The sequence below is a fragment of the Streptomyces sp. JLBT605 genome (genome assembly GCF_058215555.1).
Window position 1 is genome coordinate 4,948,287 of sequence record NZ_CM177087.1, and the last position, 21,963, is coordinate 4,970,249.

18 protein-coding genes and 1 riboswitch are annotated in these 21,963 nt (G+C 73.7%); of the genes, 8 read left to right on the forward strand and 10 right to left on the reverse strand.

Annotated features, from left to right (window positions below; genetic code table 11):
- The first annotated feature begins 45 nt into the window (after positions 1-45).
- Entirely contained in the window at positions 46-2,115 is a 2,070-nt protein-coding gene (locus AC4BDD_RS21575; RefSeq protein ID WP_490687101.1) for an MFS transporter, read from the forward strand.
- Here the strand turns inward: AC4BDD_RS21575 and AC4BDD_RS21580 are convergent.
- On the reverse strand, positions 2,094-2,600 hold the full coding sequence (locus tag AC4BDD_RS21580; RefSeq protein WP_490687102.1) for a GNAT family N-acetyltransferase: 507 nt from the start codon (positions 2,598-2,600) through the stop codon (positions 2,094-2,096). The genes AC4BDD_RS21575 and AC4BDD_RS21580 overlap by 22 nt on opposite strands.
- Before the next feature lie 214 nt (positions 2,601-2,814).
- Here AC4BDD_RS21580 and AC4BDD_RS21585 point away from each other — a divergent pair, with 214 nt between their 5' ends.
- Entirely contained in the window at positions 2,815-4,887 is a 2,073-nt protein-coding gene (locus AC4BDD_RS21585; protein WP_490691877.1) for a bifunctional glycosyltransferase 87/phosphatase PAP2 family protein, read from the forward strand.
- Positions 4,888-5,011: 124 nt separating this feature from the next.
- On the opposite strand, the gene AC4BDD_RS21590 is transcribed toward AC4BDD_RS21585, so the two are convergent.
- Complete coding sequence (locus tag AC4BDD_RS21590) at positions 5,012-6,244, reverse strand: cytochrome P450 (protein WP_490687103.1); 1,233 nt, start codon at positions 6,242-6,244, stop codon at positions 5,012-5,014.
- A 212-nt stretch (positions 6,245-6,456) separates the two neighbouring features.
- Between AC4BDD_RS21590 and AC4BDD_RS21595 the strand changes: the two genes are divergently transcribed.
- A complete protein-coding gene (locus AC4BDD_RS21595; protein WP_490687104.1) occupies positions 6,457-7,626 on the forward strand; it encodes a steroid 3-ketoacyl-CoA thiolase in 1,170 nt (389 codons plus the stop codon).
- An 86-nt stretch (positions 7,627-7,712) separates the two neighbouring features.
- Here AC4BDD_RS21595 and AC4BDD_RS21600 read toward each other — a convergent pair whose 3' ends face one another.
- The 6 genes from AC4BDD_RS21600 to AC4BDD_RS21625 all read right to left on the reverse strand — a co-directional run bounded on the left by AC4BDD_RS21600 (position 7,713) and on the right by AC4BDD_RS21625 (position 14,347).
- Positions 7,713-8,138 (reverse strand): aggregation-promoting factor C-terminal-like domain-containing protein, encoded by a 426-nt coding sequence (locus AC4BDD_RS21600; RefSeq protein WP_490687105.1) that lies wholly within the window; start codon positions 8,136-8,138, stop codon positions 7,713-7,715.
- Positions 8,139-8,489: 351 nt separating this feature from the next.
- Entirely contained in the window at positions 8,490-9,341 is an 852-nt protein-coding gene (locus AC4BDD_RS21605) for an ECF transporter S component (protein WP_490687106.1), read from the reverse strand.
- Positions 9,341-10,951: an ABC transporter ATP-binding protein gene (locus AC4BDD_RS21610; RefSeq protein WP_490687107.1), complete on the reverse strand. Its 1,611-nt coding sequence runs from the start codon at positions 10,949-10,951 to the stop codon at positions 9,341-9,343. The genes AC4BDD_RS21605 and AC4BDD_RS21610 overlap by 1 nt, the downstream gene beginning before the upstream one ends.
- A complete protein-coding gene (locus tag AC4BDD_RS21615; protein ID WP_490691878.1) occupies positions 10,948-12,147 on the reverse strand; it encodes an energy-coupling factor transporter transmembrane component T in 1,200 nt (399 codons plus the stop codon). The genes AC4BDD_RS21610 and AC4BDD_RS21615 overlap by 4 nt, the downstream gene beginning before the upstream one ends.
- A gap of 140 nt (positions 12,148-12,287) precedes the next feature.
- On the reverse strand, positions 12,288-13,040 hold the full coding sequence (locus AC4BDD_RS21620) for an SCO2322 family protein (protein WP_490687108.1): 753 nt from the start codon (positions 13,038-13,040) through the stop codon (positions 12,288-12,290).
- Positions 13,040-14,347, reverse strand: coding sequence for an SCO2321 family membrane protein (locus AC4BDD_RS21625; protein WP_490687109.1), 1,308 nt, complete (start codon positions 14,345-14,347; stop codon positions 13,040-13,042). The genes AC4BDD_RS21620 and AC4BDD_RS21625 overlap by 1 nt, the downstream gene beginning before the upstream one ends.
- A gap of 147 nt (positions 14,348-14,494) precedes the next feature.
- Positions 14,495-14,649: riboswitch (cobalamin riboswitch) on the reverse strand.
- Positions 14,650-14,840: 191 nt separating this feature from the next.
- Here AC4BDD_RS21625 and AC4BDD_RS21630 point away from each other — a divergent pair.
- Together AC4BDD_RS21630 and AC4BDD_RS21635 are read left to right on the forward strand one after the other, a co-directional pair.
- Complete coding sequence (locus AC4BDD_RS21630) at positions 14,841-16,298, forward strand: aldehyde dehydrogenase (RefSeq protein ID WP_490687110.1); 1,458 nt, start codon at positions 14,841-14,843, stop codon at positions 16,296-16,298.
- A gap of 4 nt (positions 16,299-16,302) precedes the next feature.
- The gene (locus AC4BDD_RS21635) at positions 16,303-16,536 is read left to right on the forward strand and encodes a ferredoxin (RefSeq protein ID WP_490687111.1); all 234 of its coding nucleotides are present in this window, start codon (positions 16,303-16,305) and stop codon (positions 16,534-16,536) included.
- Positions 16,537-16,577: 41 nt separating this feature from the next.
- Here AC4BDD_RS21635 and AC4BDD_RS21640 read toward each other — a convergent pair whose 3' ends face one another.
- Positions 16,578-17,255: a TetR family transcriptional regulator gene (locus tag AC4BDD_RS21640; RefSeq protein WP_490687112.1), complete on the reverse strand. Its 678-nt coding sequence runs from the start codon at positions 17,253-17,255 to the stop codon at positions 16,578-16,580.
- A gap of 325 nt (positions 17,256-17,580) precedes the next feature.
- Between AC4BDD_RS21640 and AC4BDD_RS21645 the strand changes: the two genes are divergently transcribed.
- The 3 genes from AC4BDD_RS21645 (at position 17,581) to AC4BDD_RS21655 (ending at position 20,920) form a co-directional block, all read left to right on the forward strand.
- Entirely contained in the window at positions 17,581-18,909 is a 1,329-nt protein-coding gene (locus AC4BDD_RS21645; protein WP_490687113.1) for a glycosyltransferase family 4 protein, read from the forward strand.
- Between the two features lie 119 nt (positions 18,910-19,028).
- Entirely contained in the window at positions 19,029-19,829 is an 801-nt protein-coding gene (locus AC4BDD_RS21650; RefSeq protein WP_490687114.1) for a class I SAM-dependent methyltransferase, read from the forward strand.
- Entirely contained in the window at positions 19,826-20,920 is a 1,095-nt protein-coding gene (locus AC4BDD_RS21655) for a prenyltransferase/squalene oxidase repeat-containing protein (protein WP_490687115.1), read from the forward strand. Before AC4BDD_RS21650 ends, AC4BDD_RS21655 begins: the two co-directional genes overlap by 4 nt.
- A 31-nt stretch (positions 20,921-20,951) precedes the next feature.
- Here AC4BDD_RS21655 and AC4BDD_RS21660 read toward each other — a convergent pair whose 3' ends face one another.
- Positions 20,952-21,962, reverse strand: coding sequence for an LLM class F420-dependent oxidoreductase (locus AC4BDD_RS21660; RefSeq protein ID WP_490687116.1), 1,011 nt, complete (start codon positions 21,960-21,962; stop codon positions 20,952-20,954).
- Position 21,963: the final 1 nt, after the last annotated feature.

Below are 21,963 nucleotides of genomic sequence, written 5' to 3' on the forward strand. Positions count from 1 at the left end.
CGGGATACGAGCCACGGGCGCCGAGACGGGATACGAGGAGGCGCGATGGAGCAGGAGGAAGCGCGCAGCGCCGGACCCCCGGCCGGTCCCACGGCCGCGGTCCCGGGCGAGCCCCGGTCCACCCGCTCGGTACTGGTCGCCATCGGAGCGCTGCTGCTGGGCATGCTGCTCGCCGCCCTCGACCAGACCATCGTCTCCACCGCGCTGCCCACCATCGTCAGCGACCTCGGCGGACTGGAGCACCTGTCCTGGGTGGTCACGGCCTATCTGCTCGCCTCCACCGCCGCCACCCCGCTATGGGGCAAGCTCGGTGACCAGTACGGTCGCAAACGGCTCTTCCAGCTCGCCATCGTCATCTTCCTGGCAGGCTCCGCGCTCTGCGGGCTCGCCCAGAACATGCCGCAGCTGATCGCCTTCCGCGCGGTGCAGGGGCTGGGCGGCGGTGGCCTGATCGTGCTGTCGATGGCGATCGTCGGGGACCTGGTACCGCCCCGGGAACGCGGCCGCTACCAGGGGCTGTTCGGCGCGGTCTTCGGCGGCACCAGCGTGCTCGGCCCGCTGCTCGGCGGGCTCTTCGTCGACCATCTGAGCTGGCGATGGGTCTTCTACATCAACCTGCCGGTCGGCGCCGTCGCGCTCGCCGTCATCGCCGCCGTCCTGCACATCCCGGCGCGCGGCGCCCGGCACACCATCGACTACCCGGGCACCGTCCTGATCGCGGGTGTGGCGGCCGCGCTGGTGCTGATGACCTCGCTCGGCGGCGTCACCTACGCCTGGGGCTCCTGGCAGATCATCGGGCTCGGGGTGCTCGGCGCGGTGCTGCTCGCCGCCTTCGTCCTGGTCGAGCGGCGGGCGGCGGAGCCGGTGCTGCCGCTGAAGCTGTTCCGCGGCCGGACCTTCGCGCTCTGCTCGGTCATCGGCTTCGTCGTCGGCTTCGCGATGTTCGGCAGCATGACCTACCTGCCGACCTTCCTCCAGGTGGTCCAGGGCGTCTCACCGACCATGTCCGGCGTCCACATGCTGCCGATGGTCCTGGGCATGCTGATCGCCTCGATCACCTCCGGGCAGATCGTCAGCCGCACCGGCCGCTACCGGTTCTTCCCCATCGCCGGCACCGCCGTCACCGCGCTCGGCCTGCTCCTGCTGCACCAGCTCGACGTCTCCAGCTCGGACTTCGGCATCAGCGCCTGCTTCTTCGTCTTCGGCGCCGGTCTCGGCCTGGTCATGCAGGTTCTGGTGCTGATCGTGCAGAACTCCGTCGACTACCGCGACCTGGGGGTGGCCACCTCCGGCGCCACCTTCTTCCGCTCCATCGGAGCGTCCTTCGGCGTCTCCATCTTCGGCACGATCTTCGCCAACAAGCTCGGGCCGCGGATCGCCGACGCGCTCGCCGGCCGGCAGCTGCCGCCCGGGGTGAGCCCCGGTGAACTGACCGGCGACCCCCGGGCCGTCTCCCGGCTGCCGGCCGCCGAACGGGCCGGGGTACTGGACGCCTACGCGACCTCCATCACGGACGTCTTCCTCTACGCGGTACCGGTGGTCCTGGTCGCCTTCCTCCTCGCCTGGTTCCTGAAGGAGGAGCCGCTGCGCGCCTCGGTCACCGCCCCCGACACCAGCGAGGTCGTCTCCAGCAACCCGGTGCAGCGCTCCTCGCGCGAGGAGTGCGCCCGGGCCCTGTCACTGCTCGGCAGCCGGGAGGGCCGCAAGCGGGTGTACGTCGACATCACCAAGCGGGCCGGGCTCGACCTGGCCCCCGGCGCCGGCTGGCTGCTGCTCCGCATCGACCACTACGGCTCGGTCGAGCCCCATCTGCTCGCCGAGCGGGCGACCGTACCGCTGCGAGTGATCACCGAGGCCACCCGCGAGGTCGAGTCGCGCGGGCTGGCGGTGCGGCGCGGGGTCCAGCTGGTGCTCACCGAGCGCGGCCGCGAGGTCGCGGGCCGGCTGCTGCGGGCCCGCGAGGAGGCCCTGGCCGAACTGCTCGGCGACTGGTGGTCGCCGGACCGGCCCACCGACCTGACGGAGCTGGTGCGCGAACTCAACCGGGAGCTGTGCGGGTCCGACGCGGAGCAGCCGCGCGAGGTGACCGATGGTCAGAGCAGGTCCTTGCCGTAGAAGCACTCGGCGTACGGGCCCTGCTTGTACGGCTCGATCTCGGCGAAGCCGTGCCGCGCGTACAGCGCCCTCGCCTCCACCAGGTCCAGCCGGGTGTCCAGGGTGATGCGGCGCGCGCCCAGCTCGCGGGCGGTCCGCTCGGCCGCCCGCAGGAGTTCCCCGCCGCCGCCCAGGCCGCGCTTGGCGCTCCGGACGAACATCCGGGTGAGCTCCGCGGTGCCGGTCTCCCGCAGCCGCAGCCCCACGCAGCCGCCCGGCTCGTCGCCGTGCCGGGCCACCAGGAGCACGCCGTGCGGGGGGACCAGGTCGTCGCTGTGGTGCTCCAGCAGCCCGCTCTCGATCTCCTCCGCGGTCGAGGGCCGCCCGTGGTGCAGCTGGTACCAGCGGTCGGAGACCTCGATGAAGTACTCGCGCAGCAGCGCGGACGCCTCGGCGGAGTGCACGGGTCGGGCGGTGACGGTCCAGGCGGTGGTGGTCTCGGTCATGGTGATCATCCTCGCAGCTCCACTGGGCCATTCGGGTGGGCCGGGGGCGGAGGGCCTGCCCAGGGCCCGGCCCCGGTCGTTACGGGTGAGTGAGCGATCGGGGGAGCGGCGGAGCGTGGCGGACGTGAGGCGGAGCGGACTGCGGAAGACCCCGGGGACGGGGCCGGAACCCGGTGCCGTGGCCGGGTCACGGCTGTCACTGTCACCGACCGGCATGGCGCCGGCCGCGCTGTGGCTCCTCGCCGGCGCTCTGGCCGTCCGTCAGGTGGCCGCGGTGCTGCGCCGCCCGCCGGGTGAGCGGCTCACCGACCTGGAGACCTGGATCGGGCCGGGCGGCGTGCTGCACGTGCGCGGTTCGCTCTACGACGGGGACAGTTTCACCGGCACCCCCTTCTCCGGGCTGGTCCTCAAGCCGCTGACCAGGGCCGCCGAGCAGAGCCTGGGCGTCGCCTGGACCTTCGGCACCCTGCTCCTCGTCGTCGCCATCGGCCTGATCGCCGCCCGCGTCCTGCCCCGGCCGGTCTCCCGGACCACCCAGCGGCTCGCCGCGCCGCTGGCCATCACTCTGCTGGCCCTCTCGCTCCCGGTCCGCAACACCTTCACCCTCGGTCAGACCAGCGTCCTCCCGGTGCTGCTGGTGCTGCTCACGCTGCTGCCCAGGACGTCGAACCGGCAGGCCGGAGCGCTCACCGGTCTCGCCGCCGCCCTGCAGCCCGCCCTGCTGCTCTTCTCCGCCGTCCAGTGGCTGACCGGGCGGCGCCGGGCCGCCGTGTCCGGTGTCGGTATCTTCGCCCTCGCCACCGCGCTGGCCTGGGGCGCGATGCCGGGCGACTCGCGGACGTACTGGTTCCACCACATCGGCGGCGCCGGGCTCGGCGCCCCCGCCGACAGCCTGGCCAACCAGTCCCTGCACGGCCTGCTGCTGCGCCTGGGGCTGACCGGCCCGCTGGAACTCGCCCTGCTGGCGGTGGTCGCGGTGGCGGTCGCCGGGGTCGGCCTGCGGCGCGCGGTGCGGTACGCGGCGGACGGGCAGCCGCTGCTCGCCACCGCCGTCACCGGCTGTGTCGCGCTGGCCGTCTCGCCGAACTCCTGGCAGTACCAGCAGCTGTGGATCCTGCTGGCCGCCGTCGGCCGGGTCGGCAAGCGCCGCTCCGATCGGCTGATGTGGCCGGTGATCGTGGTCCTGGTGATGTCGCTCAGCCGCACCGCGCTGCTGCCCGACACCCCGTTCTACGACGCCTTCGGGCACAACGCCCCGCTGCTCGCCGCCCTGGCGGCCGCGCTGGCCATGCCCTTCGTCTCGCGCACCTCGCCGATCTGGGACGCCCCGCTCCCGACGCCCTGCAAGGCCCCCGAGCGCGGCGGCCGCTTCCGGTACGTACCGCTGCTGCGCTTCTACCGGCGGCCGCTGAGCCGGCCGAATCTGCTCCTTGAGCTGATGCTCATCCGGGTCTTCTACTTCGCGTACTCCTGCGTGCGCGGCATGGCGCCCGACTCGCGGAGCGTCGCCGAGAGCCACGGCCGTCAGGTGCTCCGGGCCGAGGGCCTGCTCCACATCGACCTCGAGCACTGGTTCAACCATCTGGTGGCGGCCCGTCCGTGGCTGAAGGACGCCATGGGGTACTACTACTCCACCTTCCACTTCCTGGTGCCGCTGTCGCTGCTCGGCTGGCTCTATGTGTGCCGTCCGACGGCCTATCGCTGGGCGCGCACCCCGCTGGGCATCGCCACCTGCCTCGCGCTGGCCGGCTTCTGGCTGTATCCGCTCGCCCCGCCGCGCCTGATGCCGGGCCTTGGCTACATCGACACCGCGCACGGCCCGCAGGACCTGGACCATCCGGACTTCGGCGCGCTGACCAAGCTGTCCAACCAGTACGCGGCCATACCGTCGCTGCACGTTGGCTGGTCGCTGTGGTGCGGCGTGGTCATCGCGCTGGTGGCGCCCAGGCTCTGGATGAAGGCGCTGGGCATGGCGCACCCGCTGATGACGACCGCCGTCATCGTGGGTACGGCCAACCACTACATCCTCGACGCGGTGGGCGGCGCGACCATCGTGACCGTCGGTTTCGTGGCGCAGTACCTGCTCACCGGCACCCGCGGGGTGCCCCGGGCCGACAACGACCTGGCCGTCCGGGACGTACTGCTGACGGCGTTGGCGGTGGCGCGGGGCCGGCCGTACGGAACCAGGCCGGGCGGAGCCGAGGGGGCTGACGCCAGGACGGCTGACGCCACGACGGCTGACGCGAAAGCGGCTGAGGCCAAGACGGACCCGCCGATACGGGCCTGACGGGCGGTGTGGACCGGGGCGGGCGGATGCCCGCCCGCCCCGGTGTGGATCGCCGCCCTTCCATGGTCCGGCGCCCGGCCCACCCCCGCCACCCGGGGCGGCCGGGCGAAAGCCCGGACGCAGCTCAGACGTAGCTGACGCGCAGCTCCTTGATGCCGTTGATCCAGGCCGAACGGAGCCGGCGCGGCGCGCCGGTGAGGCGGATGCCGGGGACGGTGTCCGCGAGGGCCTGGAAGATCAGCCGGATCTCCAGCTCGGCGAGGCTCTTCCCCAGGCAGAAGTGGGGTCCGCCGCCGCCGAACCCGAGGTGCGGATTGGGGCTGCGGGTGATGTCGAAGACCTCGGGGTGCTCGAAGACCTCGGGGTCGTGGTTGGCCGAGGCGTAGAACAGCCCCACCCGCTGGCCCTTTCCTATTCGCCGGCCGCCCAGCTCGGTGTCCTGGGTGGCGGTGCGCTGGAAGGAGACCACCGGGGTCGCCCAGCGCACGATCTCGTCGGCGGCGGTGGCCGGGCGCTCGCTGAGGAACAACTCCCACTGCTCGGGGTGGGTCAGGAAGGCGTGCATGCCGTGGCTGATGGCGTTGCGGGTGGTCTCGTTGCCCGCGACGGCCAGCAGCAGCACGAAGAAGCCGAACTCGTCGGCGCCGAGATTGCCCTCGTCCTCGGCCGCCACCAGCCGGCTGACGATGTCCTGGGCCGGACACGCCTTGCGGTCGGTGGCCAGGTTCATGGCGTAGGAGATCAGCTCCATGGCGGACTGGGTGCCGATCTCCTCGGTGATGGCGAGCTCCGGATCGTCGTACGCGATCATCTTGTTGGACCAGTCGAAGATCCTGGCGCGGTCCCGCTGCGGGACGCCGATCAGTTCGGCGATGGCCTGGAGCGGCAGTTCGACGGCGATGTCGGTGACGAAGTCGCCGGTGCCGGACTCCTTGGCGGCGGCGACGATGCGCGACGCCCGGTCGCGCAGCGCGTCCTCCAGCGCTCGTATCGCACGGGGGGTGAAGCCGCGCTGGACGATCTGGCGCACCCTGGTGTGCTCGGGCGGGTCCATGTTCAGCATGATCAGCTTCTGCACGTCGATCTGCTCGCGGTCGATGTGCTCGTTGAAGCGGATGATCGCGGTGTTGAGGTGCGAGGAGAACAACTCCGGGCGGGTGGAGGCCTCTTTGACGTCGGCGTGGCGGGTGACGACCCAGTAGCCGTCGTCCGCGAAGCCGGCCAGCCCGTGCGGCTGCGGATTCCACCACACCGGCTGGGACTGTCGTAGCAGGGTGAACTCCGGGAGCGGCACGCGCTGTTGGTACAGATCCGGGTCGGTGAAGTCGAAACCCTCCGGGAGCGCGGGACAAGGCATCGGGCCACCCCATTTCTGACAGGCCATCAGAAGTGTCTGGAAGGTAGTAACCGGTTCCACAAGTCGCAAGAGGCGTGGCGCCCCTCGTTGCGGTTACCGTGAGTAAACGGCCGTGCACGGGCCTTGCGTGGTCCCTCGGCGCCTCCGCAGACTGAGTCAAGGAACTAGAACGCGTACCAGTTCTGCCCGCGGGTCGCGAGGAGAGGACGTTCATGGCCGCCGAACCCGTCATCGTCGAAGCCGTACGCACCCCCATCGGCAAGCGCCACGGTGCGCTCGCCAACCTCCACCCCGCCTACCTGCTCGGCGAGACCTACCGGGAACTGCTGGCCCGCACCCCCATCAAGCCCGACTGCGTGGAGCAGATCGTCGGCGGCACGGTCACCCACGCCGGGGAGCAGTCGATGAACCCGGCCCGCAATGCCTGGCTCGCCATGGGCCTGCCGTATGAGACCGCCGCCTCCACCGTCGACTGCCAGTGCGGCTCCTCGCAGCAGGCCAACCACATGGTGGCCAACATGGTCGCCGGCGGCGTCATCGACATCGGCATCGCCTGCGGTGTCGAGGCGATGTCCCGGGTGCCGCTGGGCAGCGGCTCCAAGCACGGCCCCGGAAAGCCCTGGCCCGACGAGTGGACCGTGGACCTGCCCAACCAGTTCGAGGCGGCCGAGCGCATCGCCCGGCGGCGCGGCCTCACCCGCGAGCGCGTCGACTCCCTCGGCCTGATCTCCCAGGAGCGCGCCGCCCGGGCCTGGGCCGAGGAGCGCTTCAAGCGCGAGACCTTCGCGGTGCAGGTGCCCACCACCGAGGAGGAGCAGGCCGCCGGCCAGGGCATGTGGCGGCTGGTCGACCGCGACGAGGGGCTGCGCGACACCAGCATGGAGGCGCTCGCCGGGCTCAAGCCCGTCATGCCCGCCGCCGTGCACACCGCCGGCAACTCCTCCCAGATATCCGACGGGGCCTGCGCCGTGCTCTGGGCCTCCAAGCGGATGGCCCGCGCGCTCAAGCTCACCCCGCGCGCCCGGATCGTCGCCCAGGCGCTGGTCGGCTCCGACCCGCACTACCACCTGGACGGGCCGATCGACGCCACTCAGGCGGTGCTCGGCAAGGCCGGTATGACGCTGCGGGACATCGACCTGGTGGAGATCAACGAGGCGTTCGCCTCCGTCGTGCTCTCCTGGGCGCACTTCTTCGACCAGGACCTGGAGAAGGTCAATGTGAACGGCGGCGCCATCGCGCTCGGCCACCCCGTCGGAGCCACCGGCGCCCGCCTCATCACCACCGCGCTGCACGAACTGGAGCGCGCGGACAAGGAGTTCGCGCTCATCACGATGTGCGCGGGCGGGGCGCTGGCCACGGCGACGATCATCCAGCGCCTGTAGGGGCGCCGGGGGTTTCGGGGGGCGCCCGTGGGTGTCCAGAGGTCCCGTGGGATCCGAGCCGCGCCCCCGCGTCCCGCGCCCGGCTCTCAGTACCAGCCGTTGGAGCGCCAGAAGGACCAGGCGCCGCACGGACCGCCGTAGCGGATCCTCATGTAGCCCAGCCCCCAGGTGATCTGGGTGGCCGGGTTGGTCCGCCAGTCCCGCCCCGCGGACGCCATCTTCGAACCCGGCATCGCCTGAACCAGCCCGTACGCCCCGGTGGCGGAGTTGGACGCGGTGACGCTCCAGCCGCTCTCCCGGTGCACCAGTTTGCTGAAGCACCGGAACTGCCGCTTGTCCTCGATCATCTTCCGCGCGATCCGCCGGGCGGTGTCCACGTCGCCGTATCCGCGCGGGGCGGCCGCGGCCTCGGCCGGCACGACGCCGAGGGCGACGACGCTCAGCGCCGCCACGGCGCCGACCGCGAGGGACGCGGAACGGGACGCGGGCCGGTGGTTCAGCGAGCAGGGCATGGAGAGACCTTTCCTCGGCAACAAGGACCACCGCCGGCACCGGTCGAGCATCCCGGCGGCTCCCTCACTCTTGACGCCCCACCAGCCGACCGCAATGCCGGCACGTACTACCGCAGGTCGTAAGAACGGACGCCCGCGCACCCGGAAACCCGGCGGCTCGCGCGCACGGCAGGTGCGCCACCGCTCCCCGCGCCCGGCTACGAAGCGCGGTCGTAGTCGCCGGGGTGCGGCACGCCGGCTTCACACGTACGAGGTCCCCGGGCGCGTCCGCTCAGCTCAGCTCATCCGAGGGCCGGGCCGCTCATCCAGGAAGCCGGGAGGCGGGGCAGGCCGGGGAGGCGTTACGGGCCGTCAGTCCGTGAAGGCCACCGGCGCGTCGAAGGCGGCCCGCCGGGTGGCGCGGCGCAGCGCCTTGAGGACCGGGCCGCCGAGGGTGAGCGTGAGCACCACCGTGACCAGCGCGCGGGGCAGGTCCCAGCCCATCGAGGTGGCCAGGCAGTAGGCGGCGAAGCGGGCCAGATTGTCCGTCAGCGGATCGCCGGGGACGAAGGAGACACTGGCCGTCAGCTGCCCCAGGTACGGCCAGCCCTGGAGGTTCATGACCGTGCCGTACAGCACCGAGGCGATCGCGCCGTAGCCGGCCACCATCAGCAACTCGCCGCGCCCGCGAAGCTGGTCCTTGCCCGGCAGCAGGCCCGCGCCCATCGACACCCAGCCCATGGCCAGCATCTGGAACGGCATCCAGGGGCCCACCCCGCCGGTCAGCAGGGCGGAGGCGAACATCGCCACCGCGCCGAGCACGAAACCGAAGCCCGGGCCCAGCACCCGGCCGGAGAGCACCATCAGGAAGAACATCGGCTCGATGCCCGCGGTGCCCCCGCCCAGCGGCCGCAACGCCGCGCCCGCGGCGGCCAGCACCCCCAGCATCGCCACCGCCTTCGCGTCCAGGCCACCGTCCGCGATCGCCGCGACCACCACTGCCAGCAGCAGCGGCAGCAGTGCCGCGAACAGCCAGGGCGCGTCGGCGGAGTGCGCCAGTCCGGAGTCGGGCGCGGCCAGCAGCGGCCAGCCGAAGGCCATCACGCCGATGGCCGACACCACCAGCAGCGCGGCGACCGATCGCGGACCCAGCCGCACCGCCCGCACCTGCCGCCCGGTCACGCCGCTACCCCCAGCGGGCGTCCGGTCCTCACGGCGACCCATCAGGCACCCTCCAGCGCCTGGCGCACCTGCGGCACCGTCAGCCAGGGCAGCGGCGCCAGCACTTTGGCGACCTGCGGGGCGAAGGCGGGGGAGGAGACCACGACCTCGGCGGTCGGCCCGTCCGCCACCACCTCGCCGTCGGCCAGCACCACCACCCGGTGCGCCAGCTCTGCGGCCAGTTCCACATCATGGGTGGCCAGCACGATCGCATGGCCGTCGGCCGCCAGCTCGCGCAGCACCTCGGCCAGCCGGGCCTTCGCGGCGTAGTCCAGGCCCCGGGTCGGCTCGTCCAGCAGGATCAGCGGCGGACGGGCGGTGAGGACCACCGACAGCGCGAGGGCCAGCCGCTGCCCCTCCGACAGGTCACGCGGATGGGCATCCCCGGTCACGTCCGGCAGCAGCCTGCGCACCAGCTCCCGGCAGCGGCCCGGCTCCGCGCCCGCGTCCTGGTCCGCCGCCGCGCACTCGGCCGCGACGGTGTCCGCGTACAGCAGGTCGCGCGGGTCCTGCGGCACCAGCCCCACATGGTGGAGGAGTTCGGCCGGGGCGGTGCGGTGCGGCTCGGCGCCACGGACCCGTACCGTCCCCAAGGCGGGTTCGTGCAGCCCGACGAACGCGGAGAGCAGGGTCGACTTGCCCGCTCCGTTGCGGCCCATCAGCGCCACCGTCTCGCCGGCGTGCACCGTCAGCCGGATGTCGTGCAGCACCTCGGTGCGGTCCCGCCGCACGGACAGCGCGGCCGCCTCGGCCACCGGGTTCCCGGCCGCGGGCGCGGGCCGCGCCGCCGGGACCCGCTCGGCGAGCCGCTCCCGCAGCGCGGCCGCCTTGCGGCGCGCGTCCCGCACCGAGAGCGGCAGCGGTGACCAGCCCGCCAGCCGGCCCAGCGCGACCACCGGCGGATGCACCGGGGAGACGGCCATCAGCTCGGCCGGGTCGCCGGTCACCGGGGCCTGGCCGGGCCCGGGCAGCAGCACCACCCGGTCCGCGTACTGCACCACCCGCTCCAGCCGGTGCTCGGCCATCAGCACGGTCGTCCCCAGGTCGTGCACCAGCCGCTGGAGCACGGCCAGCACCTCCTCGGCCGCCGCCGGGTCCAGCGCGGAGGTCGGCTCGTCGAGGACCAGCACACGCGGGTGGGTGGTGAGCACGGAGCCGATCGCGACCCGCTGCTGCTGCCCGCCGGAGAGGGCGGCGATGGGCCGGTCCCGCAGTTCGGCCAGGCCCAGCAGGTCGAGGGTCTCCTCGACCCGGCGGCGCATGGTGTCACCGGGCAGGCCCAGCGACTCCATGCCGTAGGCGAGCTCGTCCTCGACGGTGTCGGTGACGAAGTGCGCCAGCGGGTCCTGACCCACGGTGCCGACCACATCGGCGAGTTCCCGGGGGCGGTGGGTGCGGGTGTCGCGGCCCGCGACGGTGACCCTGCCCCGCAGCGTGCCGCCGGTGAAGTGCGGGACCAGGCCGCTGACCGCCCCCAGCAGCGTCGACTTACCCACGCCGGACGGGCCGACCAGCAGGCACAGCTCGCCCTCCGGGACGGTCAGGTCCACGTCCGCGAGCGCGGGGGAGGCGGCATCGGCGTAGGTCACCGACACCTGCTCGAAGCGGATCACTGGCTGGGCTCCTTCGGGTCCATCGCGGGCCGGCCGGCCGGGCGGGGAGCGGCGCCGCGGCGCGGGGCCGGGCGGGGGGAGGACGTGCGGCGCGCGGCCGGGCCAGGGGAGGACGTCCGGGGCGGGGCCGGGGCGACGAACGCGGGCACCAGGCCGAGCAGGATCGACGCCGCGGGCCACAGCGGCAGCGTCGGTGCGGTCAGCGGCACCGCGGGTGGCTGCAGGGCCCCCGGCGCGTAGTCGGACGCCCAGATCATCAGCGCCCCGACCGCGGCCCCCGAACCGGACACCAGCCAGGCCCGCACGCCCCACCGGTCCGGCCGGTAGCGGCTGCGCACCGAGCGCCGGCGGCCGAGGAAGAGTCCGCCCAGCGCGGCGGCGAGCCCGGCCAGCAGCACCGGCAGGCCGAACCCCGCCCCCTCGGCCGCCAGCAGCCCGTATGTTCCGGCGCACACCCCGAGCAGACCGCCCAGGGTGAGTGCCGTGGTGGTGTGCCGGACGGCCGCCGGGACCTGGGCGGTGCGGCCGTAGCCGCGCGCGTCCATTGCCGCCGCCAGCGCCACGGACCGCTCCAGCGCACCCTCCAGCACCGGCAGCCCGACCTGGAGCAGCGCCTTCATGCCCCGGTCCGGACGGCCGCGCAGCCGGCGGGCCGCGCGCAGCCGCTGCACATCGGTGACCAGGTGCGGCGCGAAGGTCAGCGCCACCACCACCGCGACCCCGGCCTCGTAGAGCGCGCCGGGCAGCGACTTGAGCAGCCGGGCCGGGTTGGCCAGCGCGTTCGCCGCGCCGACGCAGATCAGCAGGGTGGCCAGCTTCAGCCCGTCGCACAGGGCGAAGGCCAGCCCCTCGGCGGTCACCGCGCCGCCGATGCGCACCCCCTGGGCCCAGTCCGGCAGCGGCACTTCGGGGAGGGTGACCAGCACGCGGGTGCCGGGGATGGGCGAGCCGAGGAAGACCGCGAAGAACAGCCGGATCGCCAGCACCGCCAGGCCGAGCCTGAGGAACGCGCCGTAGGACCGGGCCCACGGCGCGTCGGTGCGGCGGGCCGCCACCACATAGCCGGCGACACCGATCAGCAGCCCGAGCAGCAGCGGATTGGTGGTCCGTGAGGCGGCGGTCGCGAGCCCCAGCGCCCACAGCCACCAGGCCCCGGCATGCAGCGCCCCCCGCCGCGAGGCCCCGGGTGCGCGCAGCCGCGCCCCGACCGCACTCGCGCGCCGGAACACCCCGGGCCGCGCGGGTGGGATGGACCGCGCCGAGACTGCGGAGTGCTCCGCCGCCGGGTCGCCGCCATGGCCCCGTGGGCCAAACGGCAGGCGCGCTTCCTCGCCGCTCATCGGCGGCGTCGGCGGGCCTGCCAGCCGGCGGCGGCACCGAGTGCGACGACGGCGGCGACGCCGCCGATGAGACCGGCCGACGGGCCTTCGTCCCCGCCGTTCGCGTCCCCGCCCGCGGTGGACCGGTCGGCGGATTCCGGATCGGTCCGCTTCCCACCGCTGCCGCCCGAGGAGCCCGCCACGCTCTCGGCGCAGCCGGACTCGGGGTAGCCGCTGATGGCGCAGAGCAGCGCGGAGGAGTTGTAGCGCAGCGGCTTGGCGACGGCCGCGAGCGCGTCGGCGGCGCTGGCACTGCCGCGGACCCGCGCACAGGCGGTACGGGCCCGCGGCGGGGTGCGGCCGTCGGCCGCGTCGGCGGCGGTGCCGAAGTCGACGACCACCGCGATCCGCTTGCGGCCGTCCTCGGCGGGCGTGCCCGCGCAGACCGTGGCGAAGTTGGTGGTGCCGCGCGGCCGCACCGCGTTCCGCGAGTCCTCGCTGACGGCGTACCGGAAGCCGATGGTGTCGCCGTCATCGGGCCGGGCGGTCGCCGGGCCCTGGGTGGCGTACGTCCACTGGTCGCCGTCCCGCTCCCAGAAGGACCAGTAGCGGTAGCCGTCCGCGTGTGCGGGGGCGGCGCCCAGCGCGAGCAGCAGCCCGGCCAGCAGAGCGCCGGCAAGCCGGAGAGGGGGGAGAGGGCGGGGAGGGGCGGATATGGCCGTGGCCGGCCGCCGGGTGGCGGCCGGCCGGGCGGTGGACCGGAGCCTCATCAGTGCTGCTGCTTCTTCCGGCCGCTCAGCAGGAAGCCGATCCCGATGCCCGCGACCGCGCCCACGCCGACGATCCACCAGACGTTCAGGCCGCCGTCGTCGTCCTTCTCGTCCTTGTCGTCCTTCTTGTCCTGCTCCCGCTGGGTCTCGCCGGGCGTGTCCGACGGCGCCTTGGCCGCCGGGCCGGTGGCGGACAGCTTGCTCAGCAGGTCCGTGCCGCCGAAGTCCCGCGGGTCCGCGCCGGCCGCACGGCTGGCGAGGATCAGCTTGGCGAGGGCGGCCGGCTGGTCCTTGGCCCAGGTCAGCGCGGAGCTGTCGTTGCCCTGAAGCCAGCTCAGCGGCTTGGCGGCGGCCTCCCGGTGGCCGCCGGCGGCCAGCGCGAGGACGGCGTCCGCGGTGCCGCCGACGTCGGCCTGCTTCTCCTGGCCCGGCATGCTGGAGTTCAGGTGCCGGCCGTGGCCGGCCATGGTCGCGGAGAGATACGCGGCCGCGGCCTCGCCTGCGTCGTCCCGCTCGCGCTTGCCCTTGGCGTCGTCGTCCTTGCCGCAGTCCAGCGGCTCGACCGCCTCGTCCTCCCCCTTGCCGACCGGCTCGAAGAGGAAGCCCTTGCCGGTGGCGGCGAGCGCGGCGGCGGAGGTGGCCAGGTCGTTGGCGACGACCGGCTTGCCCTTCTGGAGCTGGTACGTGAAGGCGCCCCGCTCGTCCTTCTTGGCGTCGCAGCCGAGCTGGAGGCCGAGCAGCGCGTCGTACGGAGTCTTGGAGCCGCGCGCGGAGGTGACCTTCGCCGGGTCCTCGCCGGTGGCGGCGAACGCGCCGATGACGGCCGCGGTGGAGTTGGCGTCGCTCGGGCTGCCCGGGTTCATGCCCCAGCCGCCGTCGTCGTTCTGCTGCCGCTTCAGCCAGCCGATGCCCTTCTCCACCGAGGCGCCGTGGCCGCCGACCGCGGCGAGCGCCTGCACCGCGGCCGCGGTGGCGTCGCTGAACTCGCCCTTCTTCGGCTCGCACGGGGTGGAGGTCTCGGCGCGGTAGGCGGCGAAACCGCCGTCCGCGCACTGCTGCCCGGTCAGCCAGTCGACGGCCGCCGCCGGCGGGGTGGCGCCCACCGACTTCTGCGCCAGCAGCGCCAGCGACTGCCGCCAGACGCCGTCGTACTGGGGGTCCTGGCTCCCGTACAGCCCGTTCGGCAGGGCGGACGCCTGCGGCTTGGGCGTCTTCGGGGGCGCCTCGTCGGCCAGCGCGGCGGGGGCGGCGGTCATGCCCAGGACGACGGAGACAGCGAGAGCCGCGGCGCTGCGGCGTGCGTTCATGGGACGGTGCCTCTCGGTGGAAGAGTCTGCGGTGGGCGGTACACAGCGGGGCGCGGCCGTCCACCCGCGCGCGCCTGGCGTACGCGAGGGCACCGGGCTCCGCTCCGTAGACCTCGACGGTGCCGCGCACCGGGCGACCGGTGCGGGAGCCTTCGTCGTGGCCGAGCGGGTGCTCCGGCTCGTACGGTCGCGGGCCCGCCGAGGGCACGAGCCGTACTCACGGTTGCGGGTCAGCGCCGGAATTGCACCGGCTTTCCCCGATCGGTCACGGTGAAGATGAAGTTGTGCACGGACACCTTAACCGGCGGCCACCGGATCGCCCGGCGCCGGGCGCGTGGGCCTCGCCACGGCCGGGGCGAGGACGGGCCGGGCTGGGCTGTGGCGGGGTGTCGGGCGCATTGCCCGCCGGGGTGCGAACTGGTATCCAGTTTTCTGATGCAGCGTCAGATAGTCGGAGCGCTGCCCCGCGCCGAGCCCCCGGGAGGCATCGGGCATGAGCGACCCCATCGAGTACCGACAGCTCTACATCGGCGGCACGCTGGTCGACCCGGCCGGTCAGGACACCATCGAGGTCGTCTCGCCGCACACCGAGGCGGTCATCGGGCGGGTGCCGCACGCCACGCCCGAGGACGTCGACCGGGCGGTCGCGGCGGCGCGCGCCGCCTTCGATGCCGGGCCTTGGCCGCGGATGAGCCCGGCGGAGCGCATCGCGGTCGTCACCCGCGTCAAGGACGCCGTCGCGGCCCGCCACGAGGAGATCGCGCGGACCATCAGCGCGCAGAACGGCAGCCCCTGCTCATGGAGCGTGCTCGGCCAGGGGCTCGGCGCGATGCTGGTGTGGGAGGCGGCCCTGGCCGTGGCCCGCGACGCGGTCTACGAGGAGCGGCGCCCCGGCATCCTGGGCCCGCTGCTGGTGCGGCGCGAGCCGGTCGGGGTGGTGGCGGCCGTGGTGCCGTGGAACGCCCCGCAGTTCGTGGCCGCGGCCAAGCTCGCGCCCGCGCTGCTGACCGGATGCCCGGTGATTCTCAAGCCCTCCCCGGAGGCCCCGCTCGACTCGTATCTGCTCGGCGAGATCGCCGCCGAGGCCGGGCTGCCCGAGGGTGTGCTCTCCATCCTCCCGGCCGACCGCGAGACCAGTGAGTACCTGGTCGGGCACCCGGGGGTGGACAAGGTGTCCTTCACCGGATCGGTCGCGGCCGGCCGGCGCGTCATGGAGGTCGCCGCGCGCCGGCTGACCCGGGTCACCCTGGAGCTGGGCGGAAAGTCGGCCGCGGTCATCCTGCCGGACGCCGACCTGGACGCGGCGGTCGCCGGCATCGTCCCCAACGCCTGGATGAACAACGGCCAGGCGTGCGTGGCGCTGACCCGCATCCTCGCGCCGCGCAGCCACTACGACGAGATAGCCGAACGGCTCACCGCCGCCGCCTCCGCCCTGGTCGTCGGCGACCCGCTCGACCCCGCCACCGAGGTCGGCCCGCTGGTCGCCCGCCGCCAGCAGCAGCGATCGCTCGACTACATCGGCATCGGGCAGCGGGAGGGCGCCAAGGTGCTCACCGGCGGCGGCCGCCCCGCCTCCCCGGCGACCGGCTGGTACGTCGAGCCGACGCTCTTCGCGGACGTCGGCAACGACATGCGGATCGCCCGGGAGGAGATCTTCGGCCCGGTGATCTGCCTGCTGCCGTACGAGACCGAGAAGGAGGCGGTGCGCATCGCCGACGACTCCGACTACGGGCTGTCGGGCAGCGTGTGGACCGCGGACGTGGAACGCGGCATCGACATCGCCCGCCGGATCCGCACCGGCACCTTCTCGGTCAACACCTTCAGTCTCGACATGCTCGGGCCGTTCGGCGGCTTCAAGAACTCCGGTCTCGGGCGCGAGTTCGGGCCGGAGGGGTTCGCCTCCTATCTGGAGCCCAAGACCATCCACCTGCCCGCCGGGTGGGAGGGCTGACCCGGTGGCGGACCGCTGGGAAGTGGAGGTCGACCGCCGGCTGTGCGTCGGCTCGGGGATGTGCGCGGCCACCGCGCCGCGGGCGTTCCGGCTCGACGCGGCCCGTCAGTCCCGGCCCGTCGAACCGGAGGTCGAGGGCTCCGACGCGGTGCTGGCGGCGGCGGAGGGCTGCCCGGTCGAGGCGATCGCGCTCCGGCTGGCGGGCGGCGGGGAGGCGGTGTTCCCGTCGGAGGAGTGAGCGGCGGCAGCCGAGGGCGGGCCTCAGCCGCCGGGTGCGCCTCAGCCGCCGGGCGCGACCGACCGCCCGGCCCGCCCGCCGGCGGCCTGCTCGCGCGGTGCGCCGGCCGCCGGTTCGCGCGGCGTGGTGACGTCGATGAGCCGGCAGACCGTCTCGATGTCGATCTTGACCTGGGCGATCGAGGCCCGCCCCGAGAGCCAGGTGATCAGGGCCGAGTGCCAGGTGTGCTCGATGACCCGGACGGCGGACAACTGCTCGGCGGTCGGCGGGGCCTTCAGCCCCATCGCGTCCAGGATGATCGCGGTGGTCAGCCGGGAGACCGTGTCCACCTCCGGGCTGACCGAGCGGTCGGCGAAGGTCAGCGCCCGCACCATCGCGTCCGCCAGCTGCGGCTCCCGCTGGAGCGCGCGGAAGGCGCGCATCAGCGTCTGGGCGACCCGGGCGGCCGGGTCCGGCTCGGTCGGCGGCCGCTTGCGCAGCGTCTCGTGCATCTGCTGGAGCTGGTCCTGCATCGTCGCGACCAGCAGATGCACCTTGGACGGGAAGTACCGGTAGAGGGTGCCCAGCGCCACGTGCGAGTTCTCGGCCACCTCCCGCATCTGCACCGCGTCGAAGCCGCCCCGGCTGGCCAGCTGGGCGCTGACGTGCAGGATCCGGCGGCGGCGGGCTTCCTGCCGCTCGGTCAGCTGCAAGGAGGCCGACTTGCTGTCTGCGGTCATCTGTCCTACTTCGGTGCGTTCCGTCGGCAGGCTTTGGACACCGTGCATGATGGCAGGGCCGCCCTAGTGGCGCGAGTCACTGAAACTCGTTCCAGGCTAACGCCCGCGGCCCCGGTTCGGTCGCCGTTTTCGCAGCTGGGAGGGGATCCCGTCGCGAGGGCGTCAGCGCTCCTCCGCAGTGGTGCGGATCACCCGGCCCGCCCCGGGTGGACGGGTGCGCGGCAGGTATCTTCAAGACTTCTCCAGCGATCCGTAAGTGAAACTTGTTCTAGCCGTTTGCTTGCGGATACGCTCCCGCTGAACTGCACCGAGAAGGGGGCCGCGAGTGACCGGCGACAGGCCGCTGCGCATCGCGCTGCTCACCTACAAAGGGAACCCGTTCTGCGGCGGCCAGGGCGTGTACGTCCGCCATCTGTCGCGCGAACTGGCGCGGCTCGGCCACCGTGTCGAGGTCATAGGCGCCCAGCCCTATCCCGTCCTGGACACCGACGCCGGCACCGACGGCCGTGTGACGCTCACCGAGCTGCCCAGCCTCGACCTCTACCGGCAGCCCGACCCCTTCCGGACCCCAGGGCGCGGCGAGTACCGCGACTGGGTCGACTTCCTGGAGGTCGGCACCATGTGGACCGGCGGCTTCCCCGAGCCGCTGACCTTCAGCCTCCGCGCCCGCCGCCACCTGGCCGCCCGCCGTGGTGAGTTCGACGTCGTCCACGACAACCAGACCCTCGGCTACGGGCTGCTGGGCCTGGACCGGATCGGCTTCCCGCTGGTCACCACCATCCACCACCCCATCACCGTGGACCGGCGGCTGGAGCTGGACGCCGCCGCGGACTGGAAGCGCCGCTTCTCCGTCCGCCGCTGGTACGGCTTCACCCGGATGCAGAAGCGCGTCGCCGGGCGACTGCCCTCGGTGCTCACCGTCTCCGGCTCCTCCCGCAAGGAGATCATCGACGACCTCGCGGTCCGCCCGGACCGCATCCACGTGGTGCCCATCGGCGCCGACACCCGGCTGTTCTCGCCGGACCCGACCGTCCCCGAGGTGCCCGGCCGGATCGTCACCACCTCCAGCGCCGACGTCCCCCTCAAAGGCCTGGTCCACCTCGTCGACGCGCTCGCCAAGGTCCGCGCCGAGCACCCCGACGCCCATCTGGTCGTCGTCGGCAAGCGGCCGGAGGAAGGCCCGGTCGCCACCGCCATCGACCGGTACGGACTCGAAGGCGCCGTCCGGTTCGTCAAGGGCATCAGCGACGCCGACCTCGTCGACCTGGTGCGCGGCGCCCAGATCGCCTGCGTCCCCTCCCTCTACGAAGGCTTCTCGCTGCCCGCCGCCGAGGCGATGGCCACCGGCACCCCGCTGGTCGCCACCACCGGCGGCGCCATCCCCGAGGTCGCCGGCCCGGACGGCGAGACCTGCCTGGCCGTCCCGCCCGGCGACGCGGGCGCGCTGGCCGCCGCCCTCGGCCGGCTGCTGGGCGACGCCGCGCTGCGCCGCCGCCTCGGAGCGGCGGGGCGGGAGCGCGTACTGGCCCGCTTCACCTGGGAGCAGGCCGCCCGCGGCACCGCCGAGCACTACCGCGCCGCCATCGCCGCCCAGCGCGGCGCGCGCCGCAGCCCGGTCCCCGCGCCGGCCGCATCCCCACGACAGCTCATCTAGCCCGCGGCGACCAGCCCGGACCGGCCCGGGACCCCGCCCGGGACCGGAACCTCCACCCCCGCCCCTCCCAGCCACCGCCGAGGGCACCAGCCCGATCCGCCGGACGAAAGCAGATTCCCTTGCTGACCGTCGACTTCTCCCGCTTCCCGCTCGCTCCAGGCGACCGCGTCCTCGATCTGGGGTGCGGCGCGGGGCGGCACGCCTTCGAGTGCTACCGGCGCGGCGCGCGAGTCGTCGCGCTCGACCGCAACGCCGAAGAGATCCGCGAGGTCGCCAAGTGGTTCGCGGCGATGAAGGAGGCGGGTGAGGCGCCCGAGGGCGCCACCGCCACCGCGATGGAGGGCGACGCGCTCGCCCTGCCCTTCCCCGACGACAGCTTCGACGTCGTGATCATCTCCGAGGTGATGGAGCACATCCCGGACGACAAGGGCGTGCTCGCCGAGATGGTCCGAGTCCTGCGCCCCGGCGGCCGCATCGCCATCACCGTCCCCCGCTACGGACCGGAGAAGATCTGCTGGGCGCTCTCCGACGCCTACCACGAGGTCGAGGGCGGCCACATCCGCATCTACCGGGCCGATGAGCTGCTGGCCAAGATGCGCGAGGCCGGCCTGCGCCCGTACGGCACCCACCACGCCCATGCCCTGCACAGCCCCTACTGGTGGCTCAAGTGCGCCTTCGGTGTCGACAACGACAAGGCGCTGCCGGTCCGCGCGTACCACAAGCTGCTGGTCTGGGACATCATGAAGAAGCCGCTGGCCACCCGGATCGCCGAACAGGCCCTCAATCCCCTCATCGGCAAGAGCTTCGTGGCGTACGCGACGAAGCCGCACGAGGACCGCGGCCCGGTCCTGGACGAGAGCGCCGCCGCCGACAGCACCTCCGCCGACAGCGCCTCCGCGGACGGCCAGGTGCCGGCGTGACCTCCGCCCCCCGCGGCACCGGCCGCACCGAGCGCCTCACCCTGCCCGGCGTCCTCACCGCCGAGCAGGCCGCCCACACCGTCGCGGGCATCGCCGCCGTGCAGCGGGCCGACGGCGCCATACCGTGGTTCCGCGGCCACCACCTCGACCCGTGGGACCACATCGAGGCCGCCATGGCCCTCGACGCGGCCGGCGAGCACGAGCGCGCGGCGGCCGCCTACCGCTGGCTCGCCGACCACCAGAACCCGGACGGCTCCTGGTACGCGGCCTACCAGGACACCCCGGACGGCGTCGACACCGCACACCCCGCCGACGCCGGACGCGAGACCAACTTCTGCGCGTACATCGCGGTCGGTGTCTGGCACCACTACCTGTCCACCGGCGACGACGCCTTCCTGGACCGGATGTGGCCCACCGTCGTCGGCGCCATCGAGTTCGTCCTCGCCCTCCAGCAGCCCGGCGGCCAGATCGGCTGGCGGCGCGACGCCGACGGCACCCCCGTCGCCGACGCCCTGCTGACCGGCAGCTCCTCCATCTACCAGGCGCTGCGCTGCGCGCTGGCCATCGCCGAGCACCGCGAGGAGCCGCAGCCCGACTGGGAGCTCTCCACCGGGCTGCTCGGGCACGCCATCCGCCACCACCCCGAGCGGTTCCTGCCCAAGGACCGCTACTCCATGGACTGGTACTACCCGGTGCTGGGCGGCGCCCTCACCGGCACCGCAGCCAAGGAGCGCATCGAGGCGGGCTGGGAACGCTTCGTGGTGCCCGGCCTCGGCGTGCGCTGCGTCATCCCCAACCCCTGGGTCACCGGCGGCGAGAGCTGCGAACTGGCCCTGGCTCTGTGGGCGATGGGCGAATCCGACCGCGCGGTGGACATCCTCCAGTGGATCCAGCCGCGGCTGCGCGCCGAGGACGGCATGTACTGGACCGGGTACGTCTTCGACGACGGCGTGGTCTGGCCCGAGGAGCGCACCACCTGGACGGCCGGTTCGCTGCTGCTGGCCGTCGCCGCGCTCGGCGGTGACGAGGCCACCACCGCGGTCTTCGGCGGCGAGCAACTGCCCACCGGCCTGGAGTCGGGCTGCTGCTGAGCGCGGGCGGTCGCAAACCGATGACCGCCGTTCAGGAGACGAGCTCGGCGAGCACCCGCAGGGTGTCCGGGTCCGGGGCGGTGACCAGCAGGTCCGTGACCGGGCCCGCGCGCCACAGCGCCAGCCGTTCGGCGATCCGCTCGCGCGGGCCGACCAGCGAGATCTCATCGGCGAAGGCGTCCGGCACCGCCTCGATCGCCTCGGCCCGCCGCCCCTGCCCGAAGAGCCGCTGGACCTCGTGCGCCTCGGCCTCGTAGCCCATCCGGCCCATCAGGTCGGCATGGAAGTTACGGGCCTTGTGCCCCATGCCCCCGATGTAGAAGCCCAGCATCGCCTTGACCGGACGCAAGCCCTCCGCGACGTCCTCGCAGACCCGGGCCCGCACCAGGGGCGCGACCATGAAGCCCGCCGGGGCGTCGGCCAGCGCCTGGGCGTACATCCCGGCGCGGGACGGCGACCAGTACAGCGGCAGCCAGCCATCGGCGATCCGGGCGGTCTGGCTTATGTTCCTGGGCCCCTCGGCGCCGAGCAGCACCGGCAGCCGCGGCCGCAGCGGATGGGTGATCGGCTTGAGCGGCTTGCCCAGCCCCGTGCCGTCGGCCCCCTGGTAGGGGAGCGCGTGGAAGCGGCCGTCCAGCCGCACCGGGCCCGCCCGGCGCAGTACCTGGCGGACCACCTCCACGTACTCGCGGGTCGCGGTGAGCGGACTGCCGGGAAACGGGCGCCCGTACCACCCCTCGACGACCTGCGGCCCGGACAGGCCCAGCCCGAGCAGCATCCGCCCGCCTGAGAGATGGTCCAGGGTCAGGGCGTGCATCGCGGTGGCGGTCGGAGCGCGCGCGGCCATCTGCGCCACCGCCGTGCCCAGCCGGATCCTGGTCGTCCGGGCGGCGATCCAGGTGAGCGGGGTGAAGGCGTCGGAGCCCCACGATTCGGCGGTCCACACCGAGTGGTAGCCGAGCCGCTCGGCCCGCAGGGCGAGTTCCACATGGCGCGGGTCCGGGCCGCGCCCCCAGTAGCCGAGTGCCAGACCGAGCCGCATG